Genomic DNA, 23,745 nt, shown 5'->3' with positions numbered 1-23,745 from the left:
AAGAAAAGCGGTGCAGCAGCCTAAAACTGATGGTTTTAGCTGACTTCACTTGTTATTAAAAAAGAACTCCGATTTCTAGTCGATTCGTCAAGAAAAGATGAGAAAAAGGAGTTCTTTTTAGTTTGCTAATAAGCAAAACGAATCGGATTATTTTAACATTTTTGGTAAAATATTTCATTGACATCGATTACGGCGAGGGATAAGATTAACATGAGAAAAGAAACGGGTGATTCATTCAAGCAGATTCAAAATATTTATTAAGAGGGATATCAATGGAGGCAAATGATCGAACAAAAGAAAGGTTGGCTAAAGGGATAAAAACGCTGATGGTTAATAAACCTTTAGATAAAATAACCGTTAAGGAAATTGTAGATCAAAGTGAATTAACAAGACAAACATTTTACCGATATTTTCAGGATAAATATGATCTGGTTAATTGGTATTTTGATAAATTGGCCCAACAATCCATCAAACAGATGGGCATCAGTCTCACTTTGGAAGAAGGATTGACCCGAAAATTTGCCTTTGTTCGGGCCGAAAAAGATTTTTTTACGGCAGCATTTAAATCCAGTGACTGTAATTCGATTTTTGATTATGATCTAAAGCTAATTACAGATTATTACACCAACCGCATTGTCCAAAAAACCGGGAAACCGCTGGAGCAGGATGATCAGTTTTTATTGGATATGTATTGTCAGGGATCGATGGATATGACATTTAAATGGGTCATTGAAGGAATGGTCATGGAGCCAGCGGAGTTTGCTAAATTGCTGATTGACGCAATCCCTGAGAAACTTAGACAATATTTATTGTTCTTGTAGAAGAAGGTGTTGTATTTAAAAAAGGCCAATTTCTATCTGATTATCGGGCAAATCAGATAAGGGTTGGTTTTTTATTTTATTCAGGTTACACTTTTGGAAAATTGTCATTTATGTGACACTCAAAGGCCGGTGTCAATTGAATCCGAATTGGAATTTGATAAAATATAGACAGAAAATGTAACTGTTTACAGTTACGAAAAATTTGGAGGTACAAACAATGGCAAGAACCTATTATTTTCCACCAGTAGTAATTATGGAACCCGGCGCAATCGAACTGATCGCTCCGGAAATCACTCGAATGAACGTCAAGAAAGCTCTAGTTGTAACCGATAAGGTCCTTATCGAAGCCGGTATTGTCCAGGAAGTATTAAACGTCCTGGATAATGCCAAAGTGGCTTATGTCATCTTCTCTGATGTTAAACCAAACCCGACTGTTACCAATGTCAATGCCGGTCTTCAGGCATTACAGGAGAACGAATGTGATTTTGTGGTTAGTATCGGCGGTGGCTCGCCCCAGGATACAGCCAAAGGAATCGCTATTCTGGCCACTAATCCCGGGGACCTGCGGGACTACGAAGGGGTTGGTAAAACAGCTAATAAATCCCTGCCGATCGTGGCGATTAATACGACCGCGGGAACCGCCAGCGAAGCAACAATTAACTATGTTATCACTGACGAAGACCGTAAATTGAAAATGGTTATTGTTGATCCGAACTGTCTGGCCACGGTTGCTGTCAATGATCCGAAACTGATGATAAAAATGCCAAAATCCTTAACCGCAGCAACCGGGATGGATGCTTTAACTCACGCCATCGAAGGTTATACCACCGCCGGTGCTTCCCGCTTTACTGATTTATTTAACCTGGAAGCGATCAAAGCTATCTCAGGCAGTTTAAGACAAGCTGTTGCCAATGGCGAAGATGTGGATGCTCGGGACGACATGGCCTATGGTCAATTTGTCACCGGGATGGGTTTTTCTAATGGCGGTTTGGGAATCGTTCACTCCATGGCTCATCAGCTGGGCGGCTTTTATGATCTGCCCCACGGCGTCTGCAACGCCATTCTCCTGCCTTATGTTGCAGCCTATAATGCCGATGCAGTTGGCGATCGGTTAAAAGCAGTTGCCGAAGCAATGGGTGTTGATACCACCCGTAATAGCCAGGAAGAAATCAACGAACTGGCTATTGAAGCCATTAAAACATTATCAAAAGATGTTGGTATTCCGACCGGGCTGGAAGAAATCGGCGTTAAAGAAGCAGATTTCAGCGAATTGGCGGACCTGGCGCTGGCCGATATTTGCACCGGTGGAAATCCCAAATGCCCAACCAAAGAAGATGTGATTGCCATTTACAAGGCCGCTTTTTAGCAAGAAAGAAAATTAAGTAGGTTCTTAAGTCAAATTGAAGGGGATTTATCCATAACCGGATAGATCCCCTTTTTATGATCTAAAAAAAGATTGAGGCATGTCAGATAAAATTTTCCGATACTGAAATATGATATTGATATTATTTAATAAACGATACATTTTTTTCAATCGAAAGGGTATACATAAAAAAGATAGACAATAAAACGGAAAGGGGGCAAACCCATGAATGATAATTTTTATCAAGCAGTAGTTGAACACTCCCCGGTCGGGTATGCTTTTCATAAAATTGTCTGTGATGAGAAAGGGAACCCCTGTGATTACGAATTCATCGAAGTCAATCCGGCTTTTGAAAAACTGACTGGTCTGATTGGCACAGATATTATCGGGAAGCGGATCACGCAGGTTCTGCCGGAAATAATCAATGATGCCTTTGACTGGATTGCTTTTTATGGTGATATTGCTTTAAATGGCGGAGAGAAAGAATTTGAACAATTTGCGGGGGCTCTGAATATCTGGTGCCGGGTTACTGTTTATTCGCCAGCCCAAGGCTTTTTTACCACTCATTTTGTTGATGTTTCCAAAGAAAAAATGCAACTGGAAGAATTGAACAATTTTTTTGAATTGAATCCGGATTTTTTATGTATTGCGGATATGGAGGGGAATTTCATTAAAACGAATAAGGCCTGGGAAGAAGTATTGGGCTATACGGATGAAGAATTGACCCAGACCCGCTACCTGGATTTAGTTCACCCGGAGGATGTTATTGCCACCCGGGAGGTCATGTATCATCTCAGAGAGCAACAGCCGGTGGTTAGTTTCATCAATCGCTATCGGGCCAAAGATGGCAGCTATCACTGGATTGAATGGAATTCCTGGCTCCAGGGAAAGCTGGTTTTTGGGGCTGCCAGGGATATTACCGATCGCAAAAAGTTGGAGCAACGACTGGAAAAACGAATGCTGGAGTTGACCAGGCCCCTGGAAGATGCCGGTGATATTGATTTCACGGAATTGATTGATATCGATACGATACAAAAACTGCAGGATGAATTTTCCGATGCAACGGGAGTCGCTTCGGTGATCACTCATACTGATGGCTCGCCGATTACCAGAACCTCTAACTTTACCAGACTGTGCGAAACGATCATCCGAGAGACCGAAAAAGGCTGTGAAAATTGTTACAAGTCGGATGCTGTCATCGGCGCCTATTCGGCCGAGGGACCGATCATCAAAAGCTGTTTAAGTGGGGGTTTGTGGGATGCCGGAGCGGCCATCACCGTTGGTGGCAAGCATGTGGCCAACTGGCTGATTGGCCAGGTCAGAGATGAAAATATGAAGGTCGATCAACTGACAGCCTATGCCCGGGAGATTGGTGCTGATGAAACCGAAGCCTTGCAAGCATTCGCCGATGTCCCGCAAATGTCTTTTCAGCGCTTTGAAAAAATAGCCAAGCTGCTGTATACAATTGCCAATCAGCTGTCGAATCTGGCCTTTCAGAATCTGTTGCAAGCCCGTTTTATCAATGAGAAGCGGCGAATTGAGAAGGAAATTCTATATCTCAGTTACCACGACTATTTAACAGGTCTGTATAACCGCCGCTATTATGAACAGGAGCTGGCAATGCTGGACAAAAAGGAAAACCTGCCATTAACTCTTTTATTGGGCGATGTCAATGGATTAAAACTGATCAATGACACCCTGGGACATCTGATGGGCGATGAGCTGCTGATTAAAACCGCCCGGATTATCAATCAGGTATGTCGCAAAGACGACATTGTCGCCAGGCTTGGCGGTGATGAATTCATTGTGATCTTACCAAAGACTGAGAGTAAGGTAGCAGCAGAAATCATTCAGCGGATCAAGAAATTGGTAGCCGTGGAAAAGGTCGGCGGAATGGCGGTTTCCATTTCTTTTGGATATGAAACCAAGAAAAAAGAAGCTGATGACATTGAAGAAATTTTTAAACGGGCTGAAGATAATATGTATCGTCACAAACAATATGAAAGCGCCGCGATAAGAGCCCGGCAAAAATAACAAAACCACCGTGAAAACGGTGGTTTTTAAGGTCGAAAATTTTTGATCACTCAGTTTTAAACCTCTAAATGACGGGGATAAGTATAGTCGGATTCCATATTCAAGAAGGTATAACCTTCTTGCTGCAGCGTTTCGATCACAATCGGCATCGCTTCACGACTGGAGTCTTTGAGTTCAGCATGTGATAAAACGACTGAAACATCGTGTTCCCGACAGCCTTCAATAATCATCTGGGCAATGACGTCACTTGACGGTGGATCGGAACAGCCATCGCCGGAAGAAACATTCCAGTCACTGTAATTCCAGCCCCGGCTTACCATTCCCTGAACACAGGCTTCATTGGAGTTTGTTGAACCACCAGGGAAACGGAAGACGTGGCTGGTTTCGGTTTGACCAGTTACTGTTTTTTGGAACTGATCCAGTTCGTTAACGTCGGCAAAAAAGGCTTCGGGATTATTATAGAGACTGTAGTCGTGGCTGCAGGTATGATTGGCCAGGGTATGACCTTCATCCACAATCCGCCGATACATGGCTTTGGCATTGTCATTGTCGTGAAGGGTGGTAAAAAAAGTGCCTTTGGCATTATATTCGTTTAGCATATCGAGAAGCTCGCCAGTATTTTCACTGGGGCCATCATCAAAGGTCAGAAAGACAACCTTGATTCCGGCTGTGTCGCCACTGCGTAGTCGGGACTTTATATCAGCCAGGGGATCCGCATCATCCGCTTGAGGCGCGGTAGCGGTTTTGGCACTCTGATTGTTGGTATTATTCACTGTGACTGCTTCTGTTTTGGGTGCATTAGATGCAGACGAATTTGCAGACGAAGATGTCTGGAGGATTTGTTTTTGAGTATTGAAAATTTCAGCCATTTTATTCATTAAAAAAAACATAGACATGATAATCATGACAATAAGAAAAAGACTCATTGCAGAAAATGTCAGGAAACGGGGCAAGTTTTTTATTCTTAATTTGGGGGTGGCTTTCTTTCTCATTTTTACCTCGAATTTTTCACAAATCAGATCTAAGGTCCAGCATCGTCCATGCTGACCCGTCTAAAATTGATTGTAGCAGAAAATCATACAAATGTGTAATTTATTTCTCGTTTTTAAAAAAAAAATTAAAAATACTTTGTTACTCAAGAATGATTGGAATTGCGATATAGCCAAGGACGGTGGCAGTCAGCCGGATGACTAAAAACGGTTGCAGATTTAAGCGTCTAACTAAGAACAGGGTTGAATTTAAACCCTGCTTATGATAGCCTAGTTTTATTTAAAGGAGAAGGCTTATGGACATTAAATTAGTAGTCAGCCAGATGCTGGAGCTGTTTTTGATTCTGGCATTAGGATATATTGCCGCCAAGAAAAAGGTTGTCAGTCCGAATTTTGGATCGCAACTTTCAAACTTTATTTTAAGCATTACCCTGCCATGTATGATGCTGGCTTCGGTGGCAACCATGCCTGCGGATACCAATAATTTAGATGTCATAATGATGTTTATCATCTCAATCCTTTTTTATGTGGTGATGCCGTTCATTGCCTATTTTATTGCGAGAATACTCATGGTAAAAAAAGAAGACCGCCATTTATACATGTATATGACGATCTGGTCCAATGTCGGCTTTATGGGTTTTCCGGTGATTGCATCGATTTTTGGTGAAGGCGCTATTTTTTATGCCACAATCTTCAATTTGATTTTTAATGTCAGTAACTTTACCCTTGGGATTATGCTGATGTCAAAGGACGGCAGAAAAGCGCTGGATTTAAAAAAGTTTTTATCGCCGGGAATGATGTCTTCAATTGCGGCTGTTATCATGTTTTCCGCCCATCTTAAATTGCCGGAGCTGCTCAACGACACGCTAAAAACCGTCGGCGACACGACCACGCCGCTGGCCATGATTGTCATTGGCATCGCCTTGTCAGGGATTCCAGTTAAGAGTGTTTTTACCGAGATCAGGCTTTACCCCTATGTGATTATCAAACAGATTGTACTGCCCTTATTGGCCTGGGTGATTTTAAAAAATGTGATTGCAAACCCTTATTTATTGGGAATTGTCATTGTGATTATTGCGATGCCGGTGGCTACATCCTCAGTTCTTTTTGCCAACCGCTATGAGAATAATGTTGCCCTGGCGACAAAAGGGGTATTTATTACGACCCTGGCTTCGGTGGTCACCATTCCCATAATCAGTTATCTGCTGGTGTGAACAGTCGCTATCATATTATGGAAACCAGTCGAGCATAGTTTATATTTAAATCCAGCTAAGTACGATTGACCTTATCATTGAATGAGAAAAGGCTATATTTATGCAAAAAGATGTGCTAGAATAGTTAATAATTTAGTGGGAACTAAAAATTCTCACAGAAAACGGAGAAATTGAAATGATCGAATTAGCAGACGTATTGGATCTGGCAAACAAAAGCGGGTTTACGAGAGCAGCGGAGCTTGAAGTTTCCACCGTTGATTTAAATCCGGCAGTGCGACAAATGTGTGCCGACAACAAGTGTCAGATTTATGATACCAATTGGGCCTGTCCGCCGGGTTGCGGAACTTTGGATGAATGCGGAGAAAAAGTCAAAAAATACAAATACGGGGTGATTGTTCAAACCACCGGCGAATTGGAGGACAGTTTTGATTTTGAAGGGATGGAAGAAGTCAAAGAAAAACATAACGCCAGCTTTGATCGGCTGGTTAATACCATGTTTGAAATGAAAGCCGACATGTTACCATTGGGCGATGGCTGTTGTTCACTATGCAAAAAATGCACCTATCCAGATGAAGCCTGTCGCTTTCCCGAGAAGGCATTTTCATCCATGGAAGCCTTCGGGATATTGGTCAGTGATCTGTGTAAATTAAATAACATTGAATATTACTACGGACCGAACACCCTGACCTATGTTGGTTGTGTTTTATTTAATTAAGATAATTGAATAACGGGTTTAAAAACGGCATCAAACATATCTGAAAAGTCTCCAAAACTGCCTGATCCTGACCGACAAAAAAAGTTGGTCAGGATCAGTTTTTTTGCTTGAAAGCCGGTTATTATGAGGAACGATGAATATCGGTAAAGAGATTGATATTACTAATTAGTAAAAAATAACTTTTTTATAAATAAAGGTTGACATAAACTTTAAATTGATTTAAAATTTGTTTAAGTCAAAGAAAAGATAAACGACGGGATTAGAGAATTTAGGCGAAAACCCGATAGGCACTTAAATGTAATCGCTGTCAATATGGCCGCGGCTATTCGTTTTGGATCCCAATAAACTGGGCTCTATCAGAGAATTTCCCTGAATCAACTGGAAAATTAGTGGTTACACGCACACACGTGGGATCGTTAATGCAACTGATATCGTCTGGTATCACGAATAAATTGGATATTAAACAGGAGGAAAAACATGTCAAAAATTGAAGAAGTCAAAGCAAAGGTTGAAGCCGGAAAGTCAAAACTGGTCCCCGGACTGGTACAGGAAGCCCTGGATGCCGGCAGCGCGCCAGGCGAAATTCTGCAGGCGATGGTCGATTCCATGGGCGTAGTGGGGGATAAATTCTCATCCGGCGACATTTTTGTACCGGAAATGCTGATTGCTGCCAAAGCCATGTCTAAAGGCGTGGAAGTCTTAAAACCATTGATGGCCGGCGATGGATCCGCTTCTTTGGGCACCTGCGTCATCGGTACGGTGGCTGGCGATCTCCATGATATTGGCAAGAATCTGGTTTCAATGATGATTGAAAGCGCCGGTTTTGATATGGTTGACCTCGGCGTTGATGTCCCTGCCGATACCTTTGTTAAGGCGGTTAAAGATAACACCAATGTCAAACTGGTGGCCTGTTCGGGGCTGTTGACCACTACCATGCCCGCCTTAAAAGAAGCCGTTCAAACCATTAAAACGGCTTATCCGGATTTAAAAGTTATTGTTGGCGGTGCGCCGGTAACCCCGGAATACGCAGCTGAAGTTGGCGCTGACGGATACGCACCGGATGCCGGCAGTGCTGCAGTCAAAGCTAAAGAACTGGTTATTGCATAGCGTTAACGCTTAATTTTAAGATAAAACTTGCCAAATGTATGGCACTTTCATCATTACAAAAAAATTCAGGAGGTATAAAAATGTTAACAAAAAGACAGAATTTGCTGGAAACCATCAAAGGTGGAAATCCCGATCGATTTGTAAAACAATATGAGTTTATGAATATCATCATGGAAGCGCCAATCGGGGCAATGTGCGGACCGGGCCAGACCATTAAAAATGGCTGGGGCATTACTTTTACCTGGCCGGAAGGTCAACTGGGCGGTTTCCCGATTCATGACGACGAACATAAGGTTTTAAAAGACATCACTGACTGGCGCAATCAGGTTAAAGCGCCAGCGGTGGAAACATCAGACGAAGCCTGGGCGGCAGCGGTTGCCCACGCCAATGCCATCGATCGTAATGAAGAATTTGCCACCGCCTTTGTAGCACCAGGAATCTTTGAAATGACCCATCATCTGATGAGCATGGAAGATGCTTTAATGGCTTTATATGAAGAACCGGAAGATATGCATGATCTGATAGACTATCTGGTTGAATATGAACTGGCTTATGCCAAAGAAATGATCAGCCGTCTTCATCCGGATTGTATTTTCCATCATGATGACTGGGGTAGCCAGCGTTCTTCCTTCGTTTCGCCAGAAATGTTTGCTGAATTCTTCGTCCCTGCTTATAAAAAAATATACGGCTTTTATAAGGAAAACGGCGTTGAACTGATCGTACACCATAGTGACTCCTATGCCGCCAACCTGGTTCCGGCGATGATTGAAATGGGCATTGATATCTGGCAGGGGGTTATGACAACCAACAATGTACCAGAACTGATCAAAAAATATGGCGGACAAATTTCCTTTATGGGCGATATCGACAGTGGTGTTATTGACTTCCCGGGCTGGACTCCAGAAATTATTTTTGAAAAAACAAAAGAAGCCTGCGAACGTTGTGGCAAGCTTTACTTTATTCCCGGGGCCAGCCATGGCTTAAATTTTGGCTGTTTCCCAGGTGTTTATGAATCAAACGACGAAGCCATTGATAAAATGAGCAAGTTGATGTTCTAGTTAAGCAAAGCTACTAGATAAATCAGACTATTTAAAAATGCGAGAAATATAAAACCGCTGGGAGAAAATTCCCAGCGGTTTTAATGTCTCTCGTAATTTTTTTTACTTAAATGTGGCAGTTGGTTGGCCGTTCTCGATTTTTAGCGTGATTTCCGATACCGCGAATAAATCAATATTCGACCATTCGATGGTGGTACCAGCCGAGTCGGCAATCATCAGATCCCAGTATTGTTCTTCAACTTCAGTGTCGAAGACAATATCGGTGGAGCTTCCGGTTGGCAGGGTATCGGTGGTTAAGATATCATCACCCCAGCTTGCTTCGCCTGTTGGGGAAACATAGAGAGCGTAGACTTCAATCCCGGTTTCATTTACGACCGTGAAATCCTGGGAATAAACGGTACCTTCATCAGCTGATGAAGAATCATCTGACGCAGATGAACCGCCACAGCCGGCAAAAATAAATACCGACAAAGCAAAAACCATTAACACACTGAATAATTTCATTTTTTTCATTCTTTTCACCTCTTAAATATATTCATGTTAATACAATCATAACAACAAATAATCAGGGGGGCAATTCAAATTCACGAACAAAAATATCATTTCGCGAATGAAAAAGTTGCAAATAAATTGTGAAGCGGGATTCAATATGATAAAATTAAAAAAAAACGTCAATAAATCAATAGTCAAATGGAGGACAGCGTGGTTTATATAGCAGTTTGTGAAGACGAACAGGAGCACCAGGATAAAATCAGTAGTTTCGTAAAAAAATACGAATCCATCAATTGTTGCGATTTCGAGCTCTCTTTTTTTTCGACCGCGGCAGATTTTTGGAAACATTACCAACCGGGAGCCTTCAATATCGTCTTTTTGGATATTTATTTAGAAAACGACAATGGCCTTGAAATTGGCAAAAAACTTCGGAGTTTGGGTGAGGACTGCCAAATTGTATTTATTACTTCAAGCAGAGATTTTGCCATCGAAGGATTTGAGTTAAAAGCGCAGCACTATATTATCAAACCAATTGCCGAAGAAAAAATAGTTGAAGCATTGAATCGGTGCCTGGCAACGCTGACAGAGGATATGAAAGCGATTCGACTTCCTGTTGGGAAACTGGAAGTCTCCGTGCGTTTGAAGGATATTATCTACGTTGAGGTTTTCAATAAGATTTCGGTGATTCATACCATCAATGCCGAAATAAACACGTATCTGCCCTTGGCTGAGCTGGAAAAACGACTGGGTGGCCCGCCTTTTTTGCGTTGTCATCGTTGCAGCATCGTTAATATGAATTTTGTCGAGGATTATACCAATGCCGATTTTATTATGAAAAATGGCGACACAGTTGGGATTCCCAGAAGTAACAGTGTTGCCGTCCGACAGCAGTATCTGGACTATGTTTTTACAAAAGTCAGGGGTGAAGCTGGTGCTTAGCAGTAACCTGAACATTGTCTGGGGAATTGGTCTTTCGATCGTTCCCTATTTTATTCTGGCCTTTATTCCGGTCTGGAACCAGCTTCGCTATTCAAAAAAGACTGTGATCACCGTGGGAACCCTGTGTATGCTCCTGAATATTGTTTCAGTGATCCTGATCATTGAAATGGTGCCAGAGTGGAACAGTCTACGTTTTTTTCACAGTGTTTTTTTTCTGTTGCTGTATGTTGGGGTATATACGGCTGTGGTTCGAGGAACCCCATCAAAACTCCTGTTTATCGCTTTTCTGGTCAAAAGTTATGCTGATTTTATTGTCAACATGGCCAAGTTCTTTGAGGTTTCCTACCTGACCTATGGATTACACCGGGTTTATGTCCAGACATCTTTTTCATTTTACTTTAACCTGTTTCAATGTCTGGTTTTGATGATGACCTATCCACTGATATGGATTTTTTTCAGGAAAAAAATCGCCCATGTCATGCAAACCCATAACAAAGCCTGGGGATACCTGTGGATTATCCCGCTGGTCTACTACATTATCAGTTTGGCATTTGGCGCTATGAATGCCAATCTGATTGCTCAATGGCAGTTTTTAATCTTTAATCTGGTCTCTTTTTTAGGATTCTACCTGATTTATTATGTGGTCATCGAAATGCTGGAACAATCAGAAAAAAATATTATTCTGGCCGAAAGCAATCAGGTCATCAAACAGCAGCTGTTGTTTCAGTTGGAATATTATAAAAAATTTGGCGAGTGTATTGAAGAGACCCGCAAAGGCGAACACGACCTGAGGCATCATTTAAACACCGTGCTGGGATTGATCCAACAGCAGAACGGGGAAAAGGTCGAAAGCTATGTTTCCGAACTGCTGGGAAACCGCTTGAATATTGCGGACATTCTGCACTGTGGTAACGATGCTGTCAACGCTATCTTGGGCTATTATGCCAATATCTGTAAGCAGGAAGGCATTGCTTTTACCATTGAGACGATGGTGCCCCATGATTTGGAAATCGATGAAACGGATTTATGCGTAGTTTTTGGAAATATCCTGGAAAATGCCCTGGAAGCCTGTCGGCGTATCGCAGTGGGGGAAAAATTTATTAAACTGAGCTCCCGGTTTATCGGTAACAAGTTGTATATTGCGGTAGACAATCGCTGTAGTGGCGAAATCCGATTAAAAAATGGCGTCTACCTTTCCCAAAAAAGAGATGAACAAGCGGGCATCGGCATCATTTCGGTGAAGGCCATCGCGCAGAAGTATGATGGCGAGGCACGTTTTCAACAGGATGATGAGATATTCCGGGTTTCGGTTGTATTGGCTAATAAAAGTCATAAAAAGGTAGGAGCATTCCCAACTCAACGAGATGAGTTGGGAATCAATAATAAGTCTTGTCAGCTGGAACATTAATCTCTATAATAAATACAAAGAAAAATGCCGATTTAACAGCCAGGATGTAATGGCTAATAAAAACCAGATCGGTGATAGATATGGCAAAAAATAGTTTTAGAGGGAGTAACAAATGAGTTTTGAGTTGATCCAGGAAATTCCGTCACCCAGTGAGATTTTTAAGTTGATGCCGCTGTCTGAGGCCGGCAAAAAAATAAAAACGCAACGGGATCAGATGATCAGAGATATTTTTGAAGGCAAAGATGATCGTTTTATACTAATTATCGGTCCCTGCTCGGCCGATAATGAAACCGCGGTAATTGACTATGTGAACCGTTTAAGTGTGATTCAAAAAGAAGTGGAAGATAAAATTGTCATCATTCCGCGCATTTATACCAATAAACCGCGAACCACCGGCGAAGGCTATAAGGGGATGCTCCACCAGCCCGATGCCAACAAAAAAGCCAACATGGTCGAGGGGATCAAAGCCATTCGCCAATTGCATATCCGTTCCATTGAAGAAACGGGCTTATCCTGTGCTGATGAAATGCTGTATCCGGAAAATTATGCTTATCTGGAAGATCTGTTGAGCTATGTGGCCATTGGGGCCCGATCGGTGGAAAACCAGAAGCATCGGTTAACCGTCTCCGGACTGGAAATCCCAGTCGGCATGAAAAACCCCACCAGCGGCGATATTACCGTCATGCTGAATTCCATTCAGGCCGCCCAGGCCGGTCATACCTTTATCTATCGGGGCTGGGAAGTGAAAACCTCGGGAAATCCTCTGACCCATGCGATCATGCGCGGTTCGGTTGATCAGCATGGCCGTAATTATCCAAATTATCATTATGAGGATATCATGCATCTGATTAAACTTTATGAAAAACGGGATTTTGCCTGTCCGGCCATTATCATCGACTTGAATCATGCCAATTCCAACAAGCGTTTTGGCGAACAGCCCCGAATCGCCCGGGAAATTCTGCGCAATCGCCATTATGATGCGGACTTAAAAAAATACGTCAAGGGTCTGATGATCGAAAGCTACATTGAAGAAGGCAATCAGCCGGTTGATGGCGGGGTTTATGGAAAATCTATCACTGATTCCTGTTTGGGCTGGAAGGCATCGGAAGAACTGATTCGTACCATTGCCGAGAAAGTATAAAAAGACAGTAACAATAATGGATTTCGGTTAGATCTTTAGTAAAAATGATATGATTGAAAATGAAATAGCGGAATTTTAATGAGGCTGGTTCCTATTAAGTATAGGAACCAGCCTCACGTTGTCTGTTGAAAGAATCATCTATAATCGAACAGCATCACTGTGAATTTACAAAACTGAGGGAACCAATTCTCAATTGGTCAGTCCAGAAACAGATTGATTATTAAATTGAATTTATCCGGGTTTTGAAACATTAAACCATGTCCTGCTTCGGCAATTAAAACGAGTTTGGAGTTGGGCAGCTTACTGGCCAGATAAGCGGAATTTTCGGAGGGCAGAATCAGATCGTCGTTTCCGTCGATAACCAGGGTTTCGTGTTGGAGAAAGGGGATTCGATTACAGGAACCCTCCCATTTATTGATGGCTTCTGCCTGTTTGCGGATCGCATCGGGATTCATGGTCCCCAGCGGCCGATAGAATATTTCCCGAATCCGATCCTGATTGTTTTTTATCCACGCTGATGGGAAAATAAGCCGTAACCACTCATAAGCTTTGTCAGAAGGGATTCCCAGGGTGTTTTCAAGTCGGGAAAGTACCTTCGGCTCGGGCGGAAAAATTTCTGGATGGCAAAGAGAAGCGTAGAGGATCAGCTTGTTGATGATTTCAGGATGTCTTAAGGCTAATTCCTGGGCAATTGAAGCACCCATGGACCAACCCAGAACATGAGCTTTTTCGATCTTTAAGGCAAGCATGAATTCATAGGTGTCTTCAGCGAATTGTTCAATCGTAAAATCCTTATGACCAGAACTGGTTTCGCCCATACCGCGATTATCAAAAACAATGACCTTGTATTTTTTGGCCAGGGAACGAAGCAACCGTTCCTCCCAAAGGTTCATGGTACCACCATAACCCATTATTAAAAGCAGAGGATACCCGTCTCCGTAAATACGGTAACTCATATCGATGTCTTCAACTCTTACCATAAAAACACCTCTCTTTAAGGAAATATAAGTGTATAAGTTTAATACCCACAAAGAAGGAATTTATTAGCCACTTGCTATAAATATTTGAAAAAATAGATTTTTGTCCTGGTTTAGAAACCGCATCATAAAGCCGGATTGCTTATTTACAAAAGAGTTACAAACGTTTACAATGTAGCTATTTACTTATGGGAAAAAGATGATACAATATAACTAAATCAAGGATCAACCAATCCTTTTCCAATTGAATGACAGGATCATTGAAAAGTAAATAAACACTTGACTGAATGATAAGATTTAGGAGAAAATTATCTGCTGATAATAAAAAATCAGAGATAAGCTTCGAGGAGTTGATTTTATCGGTCATAGACTCTACGATGGAAAAATTCTCAACACCATGAGAATTGGTAAGTACATTGTTAATCGCAATCAGATTTATTGGCGATCGGTATTCACATTATGATACCCCACATAAAATTAACTGTGGTCATAATAAAAATAATAGATCAAGGATAGGTAATCGATGTGAGAAGAGAAGATGATTTTCAATTGAAATTCAGAGAAACAAAGGGAGAAATTTGGACGAAAGAACAGATTGTTCAGAAATTTATTTCACTTATAAAAACTCAATGAGCTAGTTGCCAAAAGGGTAATAGAAGCGAAAATAGAAAGTAAGGTAATCCCCAAAACAAGTGAAGTATTTACAGTGGAAAAGCGAATAGGAAGATTTTTGAAAAACAGAAAGGGGTGAGTCCCAAAAAATGACAACTGAGATTGTAAGCTGAGGCCGATTCTACAGAAATAATTGTGGAATCGGCTTTCAGCATTTTTTGTGTCGGAAGGGGCTTTAAAATAAAAAGAGGCACTCAAAATGCATGGAATCCGGACGATTACTTTGCTATAATCATTAAAAAGTGGGGTTAGTTTAATGGTTAAATGGGGTAGAAAAAGACAATAAGCAAGAGGTGGAGGAGATTTAGCATGATTGATTATCTAAAAAATGGTTTGTTCGACATCCGATCTGATCAAATGGATGCCGATGCCATCCACGAAAGCATCGTATCCGGGGTCAAGCTGAAAGGGGCGCCTCTGATTATTCTTTTTTGTGCCATTATTGTGGCTTCGGTTGGCCTGAATACCAATTCAACGGCGGTCATCATTGGGGCCATGCTGATATCCCCGTTGATGAATCCGATAATTGCCATGGGTTATAGCCTGGCAACCTACGACGGGTTACTGTTGCGAAATGCCGCCCTTAATTTTATGATTCAGATTATCATTGCCCTGATTGGCGCTTCCATTTATTTTTCCCTGACCCCTATTCATGAGGCTACCAGTGAATTAATGGCCAGAACCGGCCCTTCCTTTTTTGACATGCTGATTGCCTTTTTTGGTGGAGTGGCTGGGGTTATTGGGGTGACTAGAAAAGAAAAAACCAATGTTATTCCCGGCGTAGCGATCGCGACGGCATTGATGCCACCAATGTGTACTGTTGGTTATGGAATTGCCAACAGCAACCCGGATTATATTTTCCCGGCCGCGTATTTATTCTTGATCAATGCTTTTTTTATCATGCTGGCAACCTTTGCCTTTTGCAAACTGCTACAACTCAAACAGGCAGCGGTTGTTAAAGAGCGCTTTAATAAAATTTTAAAGCGGGGGATCATTATCGGGATGATTTTGATCACCATTCCAGCAGCGGTTTCAGCAATCTATGTGTCGGTCAATTCGATTATGGACAATAATCTGACCAGTAAGGTTGAATCATTTGTGAACACGGAAGTCGATTCATCGACAACTACCGCGATGAGAGCAACCGTTGACCCGAATAATAAAAATCTTCGATTGGATCTGATAGGGGAGGTTTATGCCCCGGAGCAGATCGCAATGATGAAAGCGAATATGGCTGCTTACGGACTGGAAGACTACAGTCTGGAGGTGGTTCAGGATATTAGAACCAGCCTTTTCAACTATTTTGAAAAAGTGAACAACGCTGGGATTCAAGATAGTGAGATTGTGATTGTGTAAAAACAATCACCTAATCCCCGGATTAAAGGAGGAAAAGTATGAGTGAATTGAGATTTTGTCCCAAGTGCGGGACGAAAATTGAGGCTGGCGAAAGATTTTGCGGAAACTGTGGTTTTGATACCGAAACGGTGGTGAATTTCAATGAAACGATCCAACCGGAAGATCAGCAAAAATTAGTTGGAAACCCTGTGAATCAGCAATTTGATGATCAAAGACAAACCCCGGAGCCGTTACCCCAAAATCAGGGACAGATAAAATCATCCCGGATGCCAATTATCATTATTTCAATCGTATTGGGAGTGATCATATTAATCGCTGGCATAGCCTTCTGGTGGCTCAGTCAGAACATTAGTCTTGCAGGAAAATCGGGAGCAGCGGTTCAGAGTGAAACCAATGCGGCCGCCTTAGAATTACCGGTCTATTCATTAAATGAAGGATCATATACCACTGAGCAGAAAGTGGAAATAAATAAACCAGCCGGCGAAGCGGTACAGATTTATTATACCATTGATGGAAGCGATCCAACGGCCCAGTCAGCTAAATATGAGAACCCCATTGTCTTGCAGACCAATACGACGCTTAAAAGCATCGCGATTGATAAAAAAGGCAATCAGAGCAGCGTAAAAACCGCTACCTACACTATTGCGATTCCTCAGCAGGCAACCACCCAAACCACAACCACGGCGGCAACGAACGCTGATGAACGGGCTCAATTTGAGAGTAATATCAATGGCACCTGGAAGGTCCGGGATTCCAGCGGGTTTGTTTTGTATTATACCTTCAGCGGTGGAAGAGTCAATGTCACTGATGGTGGCAGCGATTATTTCGATGATGTCTACAGCTTCAATATTTCGCCGGGAAATAACGGTACCATCGGGACTGTTGATGCCGGAACCCACAGTTTTTCAATTGACTGTAATCCATTGGGGGATAATGCCATCTTTATTAACGGAATGTATGCTTCATATAATTAAATAGTTATTATGCAAAGAAAAAACAACCACAAGATCCAGTGCGGATTTTGTGGTTGTTTTAGCTATGTTAAGGAGCAAACTATTTTCTAGCTAAATAATGGTGGCAGGCTCGGGCAGCTTCCCGGCCTTCATTGATGGCCCAGACAACCAGGCTTTGGCCGCGACGGATGTCGCCGGCAGCAAAGATGTTATCGACACTGGTCTGGTAAACGCCGTAATCGGCTTTGACATTGGAGCGGGGATCCCGTTCCAGACCCAGTTGGTCAACTAACAGGTCATCCGGTCCCAGAAAGCCCATCGCCAGCAAAACCAGGTCAGCGGGCAGAACTTTTTCAGTTCCGGGAATTTCTTTCATGGTCATCCGTCCAGCTTCGTCGGCCAGCCATTCAATTTCCACGGTATGCACTTCTTTGACGTGGCCGTTGGCATCACCGACTATTTTTTTAGTGGTGGTGCAGTATTGGCGGGGATCGCTGCCATAAAGCGCAACGGCTTCTTCCTGACCATAATCCAGTTTATAGGTTTTAGGCCATTCCGGCCAGGGATTACTTTCAGCCCGGGTGGCCGGCGGTTTGGGCATAATTTCTAATTGCAGCACGCTTTTACAGCCGTGACGGATTGATGTGGCAACACAGTCGGTGCCGGTGTCGCCGCCGCCGATGATAACCACATGCTTGTCCTTGGCCGATGTATAGTTACCATCGGTCAGGTTGGAGTCTAACAGGCTTTTGGTATTGGCTGACAAAAAGTTGATTGCAAAATCAACACCCTGAAGATTACGGCCTTCCACCGGTAGATCCCGGGGTTTGGTGGCGCCACCGCATAAGACCACGGCGTCGTAATCCGCTGTTAAAGCGGCTGCCGGATAGTCTTTGCCGACCTCGGTGCTGGTGACAAAGTTGATGCCTTCAGCAGTCATCAGGTCAACCCGACGCTGAACCACGTCGATTTTATCCAGTTTCATGTTGGGGATGCCGTACATTAACAGTCCGCCAATCCGGTCAGCCCGTTCGTAGACGGTGACGTTGTGGCCGGCTTTGTTCAGCTCGGCGGCGCAGGCCAGTCCCGCTGGACCGGAGCCCACCACGGCAATTTTTTTATCAGTCCGTTGTTTCGGTGGATTGGGGGTAATCCAGCCTTCTTTGAAAGCATGGTCGATAATCGTGCATTCATTGGTTTTGATGGTTACCTGGGGTTCGTTGAGTCCGACGGTGCAGGCCCCTTCACAGGGAGCCGGGCAAACCCGGCCGGTGAATTCGGGGAAATTATTGGTGTTGAGCAGTCGGACCAGGGCCTCTTTCCATAAACCCTTGTAAATCATATCATTCCATTCCGGAATTAAATTATGAATGGGGCAACCTGAGGCTCCGCCGGCAATCATCATGCCGGAATGGCAGTAAGGCACGCCGCAATCCATACAGCGGGCGCCCTGAAGGCGTTGTTTTTCTTCGGTCAGTTCTAAATGGAACTCTTTCCAGTCTTTAATGCGTTCAAGAGGTTCCCGATCCTTGGGTACTTCCCGGTTATATTCTAAAAATCCTGTTGATTTTCCCATAATTGTTTACCTCCTCTCTAATTTCCGCTTACCCGGGACAGATCCCGGTTATTTTCATCAAAAGCTGCCATTAAGGCTTCGTCGCCGGTGAGACCCTGGGCTTTAACGCGTTCCATGGCATCCAGCATCCGTTTGTAATCTCGAGGTAAAACCTTGGTAAACAGTTTCGCATAGCGATCAAAGTCAGCGAGAATTTTCTGGGCCAGTGAACTGTTGGTATAATCCCGGTGTTTGGTGATTAATGCTTTAAGTTCGGCCAGTTCGGCAGCATCGGTGATTTTAATCAGATCTACCATTTCAGCATTGCATGATTCACAGAATTTTTCATCCAGATCCAGCACATAAGCGATTCCGCCAGACATCCCTGCGGCAAAGTTACGTCCAGTTTTACCCAGGATAACAACCTTTCCGCCGGTCATATATTCACAGCCATGATCGCCCACTGATTCAACCACTGCGGTAACCCCGCTGTTGCGGACACAGAAACGTTCGCCGGCAGCACCCCGAATATAGGCCTCGCCCTGGGTGGCCCCATAGAAGGCCACATTGCCCACGATGATGTTATCTTCCGGAACAAAGGTCGCTTCTTTCGGTGGGTAAATGACCATTTTCCCGCCGGACAAGCCTTTGCCGAAATAATCGTTGGCATCACCTTCCAGTTTAATGGTGATCCCCTGGGGAATAAAGGCGCCCAGACTCTGGCCCGAAGAACCCTTCAGGTTAAGGGTGATGGTGTCTTCCGGTAAACCGGCTTCGCCATAGCGTTTGGTAACTTCATTTCCGATGATGGTACCGACAACCCGGTTGACATTTTTAATGGTGGTATCAATGACCACTTTTTCAGCCTTGTCCAAAGCAGGTTGACAGAGATCCAGGAGTTCGGTTAAATCCTTGGATTTTTCAATATTATGGTTTTGCTCGATTTGACAGTATAACCCGCCGCCTTCGGGAACTTCAGGCTGGTATAAAATACTGGAGAAATCCAGTCCTTTGGTTTTCCAGTGGTCAATCGCTTTGTTCATTTCCAGTTTATCGGAACGGCCAACCATTTCATCAATGGTTCTAAAACCAAGTTCAGCCATGATTTCGCGCAGTTCCTGGGCAATAAATTTCATGAAATTGACAATATGTCCGGGATCACCGGTAAATCGCTTACGCAGTTCAGGGTTTTGTGTTGCCACCCCAACCGGACAGGTATCCAGATGACAGACCCGCATCATGACGCAACCAAGAATAACCAGTGGGGCGGTGGCGAATCCGTATTCTTCAGCTCCCAGTAAGGTTGCGACCGCTAAGTCTTTACCGGTTAACAGCTTGCCATCCGTTTCAACTTTTACTCGGGTTCTTAGATTATTAAGTACTAATGTCTGGTGGGTTTCGGCCAGGCCCAGTTCCCAGGGCAGACCGGCATGACGGATACTGGTTCGGGGCGAAGCTCCGGTACCACCGTCATAACCACTGATCAAAATAACATCCGCTTTAGCTTTGGCGACACCGGCAGCGATGGTTCCAACGCCGACCTCAGAAACCAGTTTGACATTGATTTTAGCTTCACGGTTGGCATTTTTCAAGTCATGGATCAGTTCCGCTAAATCCTCAATCGAATAAATATCATGGTGAGGTGGTGGTGAAATCAGGCCCACACCAGGGGTGGAGAACCGTGTTTTAGCAACCCAGGGATAGACCTTACGTCCCGGCAGCTGACCGCCTTCACCGGGTTTGGCGCCCTGAGCCATTTTAATCTGAATTTCCTGGGCACTGGACAGGTAATGGCTGGTGACGCCAAAACGACCGGAAGCGACCTGTTTAATCGCACTGAGACGGGAATCGCCATTGTGCAGTGGGATATGTCGTTCGGGATCCTCGCCGCCTTCACCGGTATTGCTCTTGCCGCCGATGCGGTTCATGGCAATGGCCAGACTTTCATGGGCTTCGCTGCTTAGCGAACCATAAGACATGGCCCCGGTTTTAAAGCGGGTGCAGATACTTTCGACCGATTCAACCTCATCAATCGAAATCGGCTGACGATCTTTAAAGGTCATCATCCCTCTTAAGGTGCAGGTACGTTGACTCTGTTCGTTAATCAGGGCCGTATATTCCTGATAGGTTTGGTAATCACCGTTACGGCAGGCAGTCTGTAGTTTATAAATGGCTTCGGGATTATAGGTGTGATATTCACCATCCGCCCGCCATTGGAAATTGCCGCCAGATTCAAGGGTATTGGCGTCGGCAAAGGGATTGCAATAGGCTTCATCATGACGCATTTGCGATTCCCGGGCAATTTCATTAATGCCAATCCCTTCAATACGGGATGGGGTTCGGGTAAAGTATTTGTCGATGACGTCGGAATTAATCCCTACGGCTTCAAAAATCTGGGCGCCGTGATAACTTAAGATGGTTGAAATCCCCATTTTTGACAGCACTTTAATAACGCCCTTGCTGACGGTTTTGATATAGGTTTTAACCGCTTTTTCATAGCTTACATCGGTTAACAAACCCTTTTCGATCAGGTCTTCCACGGTTTCGAAAGCCAGATAAGGGTTAATGGCAGTGGCACCATAACCGATCAGCACGGCAAAATGATGGACTTCCCGGGGTTCGCCGGATTCCACAATTAAACTGACTCGGGTTCGGGTCAGATTGTTGATTAAATGATGATGGAGACCAGCAATCGCCAGTGCCGACGGTATTGGCATCATCTTGGCATTAACACCACGATCAGAAAGGACAATAATGGTATGCCCTTCGGCGATGGCTTGGTCAGCGGCAACAAACAGGTCTTCCATAGCTTTTTCCAGACCATCACCACCGGTATTGCTTTCAAACAAGGTGGATAGGGTAATGGTTTTGATCAGCGGATCATCCAGTTCGCGGATTTTTTCCAGATCTTCATTGCTGAGAATCGGCATGTCGAGACTGATCTGGTGACAGCTTTCGGGCAATGGTTGGATCAGGTTGCCTTCGCCACCAAGATAAACCTCGGTTCCGGTGATTAGTTCTTCCCGGAGGGCATCAATGGGCGGATTGGTTACCTGGGCAAACATCTGCTTGAAGTAATTAAACAGGAGCTGAGATTTATCGGACAAGACTGCCAGCGGGATATCATTACCCATGGCACCAATCGGATCGACACCGTCTTTAGCCATCGGAATGATCAGGGCCTTTAAATCTTCATAGGTATAACCAAAAGATTTTTGGCGCTGAACCAGGCTTTCTTTATCGGCTTTTATTTCAACTTTTGGTGCCGGCAATTTATCCAGAGTGATATTATGTTCGGCAATCCATTTGGCATAAGGCTGCTGGGAAGCCACCGAATATTTCAGGTCTTCATCATTGATGATTTCACCCTTTTCGGTATCGATCATCAGCATCCGACCCGGTTTTAAACGCTCTTTGCAGAGAATGTTTTCAGGGGGAATATCTAAAACACCAACTTCTGAGGACAAGATAACCATGTCATCTTTGGTCACATAGTAACGGGAAGGTCGCAGACCATTCCGGTCAAGAACCGCACCCAGACGGATCCCGTCAGTGAAAGCGATGGCGGCAGGGCCGTCCCAGGGTTCCAGCATCCGCGAATGGTAATTATAAAAGGCTTTTTTCTCCGGGCTCATGGTTTGATGTTTGGACCAGGGCTCTGGAATCATCATCATCGCGCTATGAGCCAGAGAACGTCCGGTTAAGCTCAAAAATTCGAAGGCATTATCAAAGATCGACGAGTCACTGCCGTCAACATCAACAACCGGAAAGGTTTTTTCCAGTTCATTGCCAAAGAGTTCGCTTTGGAGCAGGGACTGGCGGGCATACATCCAGTTGACATTGCCCCGGAGGGTGTTGATTTCGCCATTATGGATGACATAACGGTTGGGGTGGGCTCTTTCCCAGCTGGGGAAAGTATTGGTGCTGAAACGGGAATGGACCATGGCGATGGCGGTGGTTACATCCGGGTCCTGAAGATCCAGATAGAATTCACCCACCTGATCTTCGGTCAGCATTCCTTTATAAACAACGGTGCGGGAGGAAAAGCTGGCGGCATAAAAAGACAGACCCAGCTTTTTAGTTTTCTTTTCGGCCTGTTTTCGAATGGTATACAGCTTTCGTTCAAAAGCCATGGTGTCGGTAATGGCCGGATCTTTTTGGATAAATACCTGTTTGAGGAAAGGCATGCTTGCAACGGCGGTTTTTCCGAGATCGCAGAGATCAACCGGAACATCACGCCAGCCCAGCAGGGTTTGACCTTCAGCGACGATAATATCGGCCAGAATTTTTTCACATTGGCTTCTTTCGTCGGCATCGGTGGGCATAAATAACATCCCCAAACCATAATCGCCCGGTTGGGGCAGGGTAAAGCCTTCTTTAATAGCAGCTTTTTTCAGAAACTGGTGGGGGATCTGGATTAGAATTCCGGCACCATCACCGGTATTCTGTTCCGAGCCGCGGCCGCCTCGGTGTTGTAAATTAACAAGAGTCGTTAAAGCCTGTTGGACAATATCGTGTGATTTCTTTCCTTTGATATGGACAATCGCTCCAATACCACAGGCATCATGTTCAAAAGCAGGATCGTAAAGTCCCTGCTTTGGTGGTAAACTAGTGTGTTTCATACGCATTTTAACCTTCCTCAGAAAAATCTTTTTGTAATGAACAGAATCCTATTGACTGAATGGATATTCAATCGAATTTATTATTTAAATATGAGAATTTTATAGTTCCTTCTATATAATATATATCCATCGTCACAGAAAGAAACCTTAGTAAGTGTTATGATTGAAAAATCCCCTATTGTAATAGATAAGATGGAGTTTTATAATTATACTATAAAGACAGATAATTACCACAAAAATTTCTTGTTGTGATTAAATAAAATAAAGTTTTTACATTATGTATTTTGCAAATTAATGCAATTTGTGTTTTTGATTGGCGTTCAGTTGTA

The 23,745-nt window shown here is 43.7% G+C and carries 17 protein-coding genes; 12 read left to right on the top strand and 5 right to left on the bottom strand.

Going from position 1 to position 23,745, the window contains the following annotated elements; genetic code table 11:
- Positions 1 to 272 precede the first annotated feature (272 nt).
- The 3 genes from ABGU93_RS01090 (at position 273) to ABGU93_RS01080 (ending at position 4,218) form a co-directional block, all read left to right on the top strand.
- Positions 273 to 821, top strand: coding sequence for a TetR/AcrR family transcriptional regulator C-terminal domain-containing protein (locus ABGU93_RS01090; protein WP_347411660.1), 549 nt, complete (start codon positions 273 to 275; stop codon positions 819 to 821).
- Positions 822 to 1,038: 217 nt separating this feature from the next.
- Positions 1,039 to 2,187 carry an iron-containing alcohol dehydrogenase gene (locus ABGU93_RS01085; RefSeq protein WP_347411659.1) on the top strand — a complete coding sequence of 383 codons (1,149 nt, stop codon included), beginning with the start codon at positions 1,039 to 1,041 and terminating at the stop codon, positions 2,185 to 2,187.
- 222 nt (positions 2,188 to 2,409) lie between these two features.
- The gene (locus ABGU93_RS01080; protein ID WP_347411658.1) at positions 2,410 to 4,218 is read left to right on the top strand and encodes a PocR ligand-binding domain-containing protein; all 1,809 of its coding nucleotides are present in this window, start codon (positions 2,410 to 2,412) and stop codon (positions 4,216 to 4,218) included.
- Between the two features lie 56 nt (positions 4,219 to 4,274).
- Here the strand turns inward: ABGU93_RS01080 and ABGU93_RS01075 are convergent, their stop codons facing one another.
- Positions 4,275 to 4,991 carry a polysaccharide deacetylase family protein gene (locus tag ABGU93_RS01075; RefSeq protein ID WP_347411657.1) on the bottom strand — a complete coding sequence of 239 codons (717 nt, stop codon included), beginning with the start codon at positions 4,989 to 4,991 and terminating at the stop codon, positions 4,275 to 4,277.
- Positions 4,992 to 5,503: 512 nt separating this feature from the next.
- Here ABGU93_RS01075 and ABGU93_RS01070 point away from each other — a divergent pair.
- From ABGU93_RS01070 to ABGU93_RS01055, 4 genes are all read left to right on the top strand, one after another.
- Positions 5,504 to 6,421, top strand: coding sequence for an AEC family transporter (locus ABGU93_RS01070; protein ID WP_347411656.1), 918 nt, complete (start codon positions 5,504 to 5,506; stop codon positions 6,419 to 6,421).
- Between the two features lie 175 nt (positions 6,422 to 6,596).
- Positions 6,597 to 7,136 (top strand): DUF2284 domain-containing protein, encoded by a 540-nt coding sequence (locus tag ABGU93_RS01065; RefSeq protein WP_347411655.1) that lies wholly within the window; start codon positions 6,597 to 6,599, stop codon positions 7,134 to 7,136.
- 477 nt (positions 7,137 to 7,613) lie between these two features.
- The gene (locus tag ABGU93_RS01060; protein WP_347411654.1) at positions 7,614 to 8,243 is read left to right on the top strand and encodes a corrinoid protein; all 630 of its coding nucleotides are present in this window, start codon (positions 7,614 to 7,616) and stop codon (positions 8,241 to 8,243) included.
- 80 nt (positions 8,244 to 8,323) lie between these two features.
- Complete coding sequence (locus tag ABGU93_RS01055; RefSeq protein WP_347411653.1) at positions 8,324 to 9,301, top strand: uroporphyrinogen decarboxylase family protein; 978 nt, start codon at positions 8,324 to 8,326, stop codon at positions 9,299 to 9,301.
- A 102-nt stretch (positions 9,302 to 9,403) separates the two neighbouring features.
- Here the strand turns inward: ABGU93_RS01055 and ABGU93_RS01050 are convergent, their stop codons facing one another.
- Positions 9,404 to 9,814 (bottom strand): hypothetical protein, encoded by a 411-nt coding sequence (locus tag ABGU93_RS01050; RefSeq protein ID WP_347411652.1) that lies wholly within the window; start codon positions 9,812 to 9,814, stop codon positions 9,404 to 9,406.
- Between the two features lie 189 nt (positions 9,815 to 10,003).
- On the opposite strand from ABGU93_RS01050, the gene ABGU93_RS01045 reads away from it, so the two are divergent.
- The 3 genes from ABGU93_RS01045 (at position 10,004) to ABGU93_RS01035 (ending at position 13,281) form a co-directional block, all read left to right on the top strand.
- The gene (locus tag ABGU93_RS01045; protein ID WP_347411651.1) at positions 10,004 to 10,732 is read left to right on the top strand and encodes a LytTR family DNA-binding domain-containing protein; all 729 of its coding nucleotides are present in this window, start codon (positions 10,004 to 10,006) and stop codon (positions 10,730 to 10,732) included.
- Positions 10,632 to 12,140 (top strand): GHKL domain-containing protein, encoded by a 1,509-nt coding sequence (locus ABGU93_RS01040; protein WP_347411650.1) that lies wholly within the window; start codon positions 10,632 to 10,634, stop codon positions 12,138 to 12,140. The genes ABGU93_RS01045 and ABGU93_RS01040 overlap by 101 nt, the downstream gene beginning before the upstream one ends.
- A gap of 112 nt (positions 12,141 to 12,252) precedes the next feature.
- Positions 12,253 to 13,281 (top strand): 3-deoxy-7-phosphoheptulonate synthase, encoded by a 1,029-nt coding sequence (locus ABGU93_RS01035; protein ID WP_347411649.1) that lies wholly within the window; start codon positions 12,253 to 12,255, stop codon positions 13,279 to 13,281.
- A gap of 197 nt (positions 13,282 to 13,478) precedes the next feature.
- Here ABGU93_RS01035 and ABGU93_RS01030 read toward each other — a convergent pair whose 3' ends face one another.
- Positions 13,479 to 14,261: an alpha/beta hydrolase gene (locus ABGU93_RS01030; RefSeq protein WP_347411648.1), complete on the bottom strand. Its 783-nt coding sequence runs from the start codon at positions 14,259 to 14,261 to the stop codon at positions 13,479 to 13,481.
- A gap of 978 nt (positions 14,262 to 15,239) precedes the next feature.
- Here ABGU93_RS01030 and ABGU93_RS01025 point away from each other — a divergent pair.
- Positions 15,240 to 16,286, top strand: a complete 1,047-nt coding sequence (locus ABGU93_RS01025; RefSeq protein ID WP_347411647.1) for a DUF389 domain-containing protein — start codon at positions 15,240 to 15,242, stop codon at positions 16,284 to 16,286.
- A gap of 38 nt (positions 16,287 to 16,324) precedes the next feature.
- Entirely contained in the window at positions 16,325 to 17,260 is a 936-nt protein-coding gene (locus ABGU93_RS01020) for a chitobiase/beta-hexosaminidase C-terminal domain-containing protein (RefSeq protein WP_347411646.1), read from the top strand.
- 79 nt (positions 17,261 to 17,339) lie between these two features.
- Here ABGU93_RS01020 and ABGU93_RS01015 read toward each other — a convergent pair whose 3' ends face one another.
- Both ABGU93_RS01015 and gltB read right to left on the bottom strand, forming a co-directional pair.
- Entirely contained in the window at positions 17,340 to 18,815 is a 1,476-nt protein-coding gene (locus ABGU93_RS01015; protein ID WP_347411645.1) for a glutamate synthase subunit beta, read from the bottom strand.
- 17 nt (positions 18,816 to 18,832) lie between these two features.
- Positions 18,833 to 23,416, bottom strand: a complete 4,584-nt coding sequence (gltB, locus tag ABGU93_RS01010) for a glutamate synthase large subunit (RefSeq protein WP_347411678.1) — start codon at positions 23,414 to 23,416, stop codon at positions 18,833 to 18,835.
- Positions 23,417 to 23,745 lie beyond the last annotated feature (329 nt).

The sequence above is a fragment of the Acetobacterium sp. genome (genome assembly GCF_039830195.1).
In the GTDB taxonomy this organism is placed as follows: domain Bacteria; phylum Bacillota; class Clostridia; order Eubacteriales; family Eubacteriaceae; genus Acetobacterium.
The sequence above is the reverse complement of the archived record's forward strand: the minus strand, read 5'-3'. Positions and strand labels throughout refer to the sequence as shown.

Bases quoted from the DNA above. Each gene is read 5' to 3' on its own strand.
- ABGU93_RS01090 (WP_347411660.1), top strand. From the start codon at position 273: ATGGAGGCAAATGATCGAACAAAAGAAAGGTTGGCTAAAGGGATAAAA.
- ABGU93_RS01085 (WP_347411659.1), top strand. From the start codon at position 1,039: ATGGCAAGAACCTATTATTTTCCACCAGTAGTAATTATGGAACCCGGC.
- ABGU93_RS01080 (WP_347411658.1), top strand. From the start codon at position 2,410: ATGAATGATAATTTTTATCAAGCAGTAGTTGAACACTCCCCGGTCGGG.
- ABGU93_RS01070 (WP_347411656.1), top strand. From the start codon at position 5,504: ATGGACATTAAATTAGTAGTCAGCCAGATGCTGGAGCTGTTTTTGATT.
- ABGU93_RS01065 (WP_347411655.1), top strand. From the start codon at position 6,597: ATGATCGAATTAGCAGACGTATTGGATCTGGCAAACAAAAGCGGGTTT.
- ABGU93_RS01060 (WP_347411654.1), top strand. From the start codon at position 7,614: ATGTCAAAAATTGAAGAAGTCAAAGCAAAGGTTGAAGCCGGAAAGTCA.
- ABGU93_RS01055 (WP_347411653.1), top strand. From the start codon at position 8,324: ATGTTAACAAAAAGACAGAATTTGCTGGAAACCATCAAAGGTGGAAAT.
- ABGU93_RS01050 (WP_347411652.1), bottom strand. From the start codon at position 9,814: ATGAAAAAAATGAAATTATTCAGTGTGTTAATGGTTTTTGCTTTGTCG.
- ABGU93_RS01040 (WP_347411650.1), top strand. From the start codon at position 10,632: ATGGCGACACAGTTGGGATTCCCAGAAGTAACAGTGTTGCCGTCCGAC.
- ABGU93_RS01035 (WP_347411649.1), top strand. From the start codon at position 12,253: ATGAGTTTTGAGTTGATCCAGGAAATTCCGTCACCCAGTGAGATTTTT.
- ABGU93_RS01030 (WP_347411648.1), bottom strand. From the start codon at position 14,261: ATGGTAAGAGTTGAAGACATCGATATGAGTTACCGTATTTACGGAGAC.
- ABGU93_RS01025 (WP_347411647.1), top strand. From the start codon at position 15,240: ATGATTGATTATCTAAAAAATGGTTTGTTCGACATCCGATCTGATCAA.
- ABGU93_RS01020 (WP_347411646.1), top strand. From the start codon at position 16,325: ATGAGTGAATTGAGATTTTGTCCCAAGTGCGGGACGAAAATTGAGGCT.
- ABGU93_RS01015 (WP_347411645.1), bottom strand. From the start codon at position 18,815: ATGGGAAAATCAACAGGATTTTTAGAATATAACCGGGAAGTACCCAAG.
- gltB (WP_347411678.1), bottom strand. From the start codon at position 23,416: ATGAAACACACTAGTTTACCACCAAAGCAGGGACTTTACGATCCTGCT.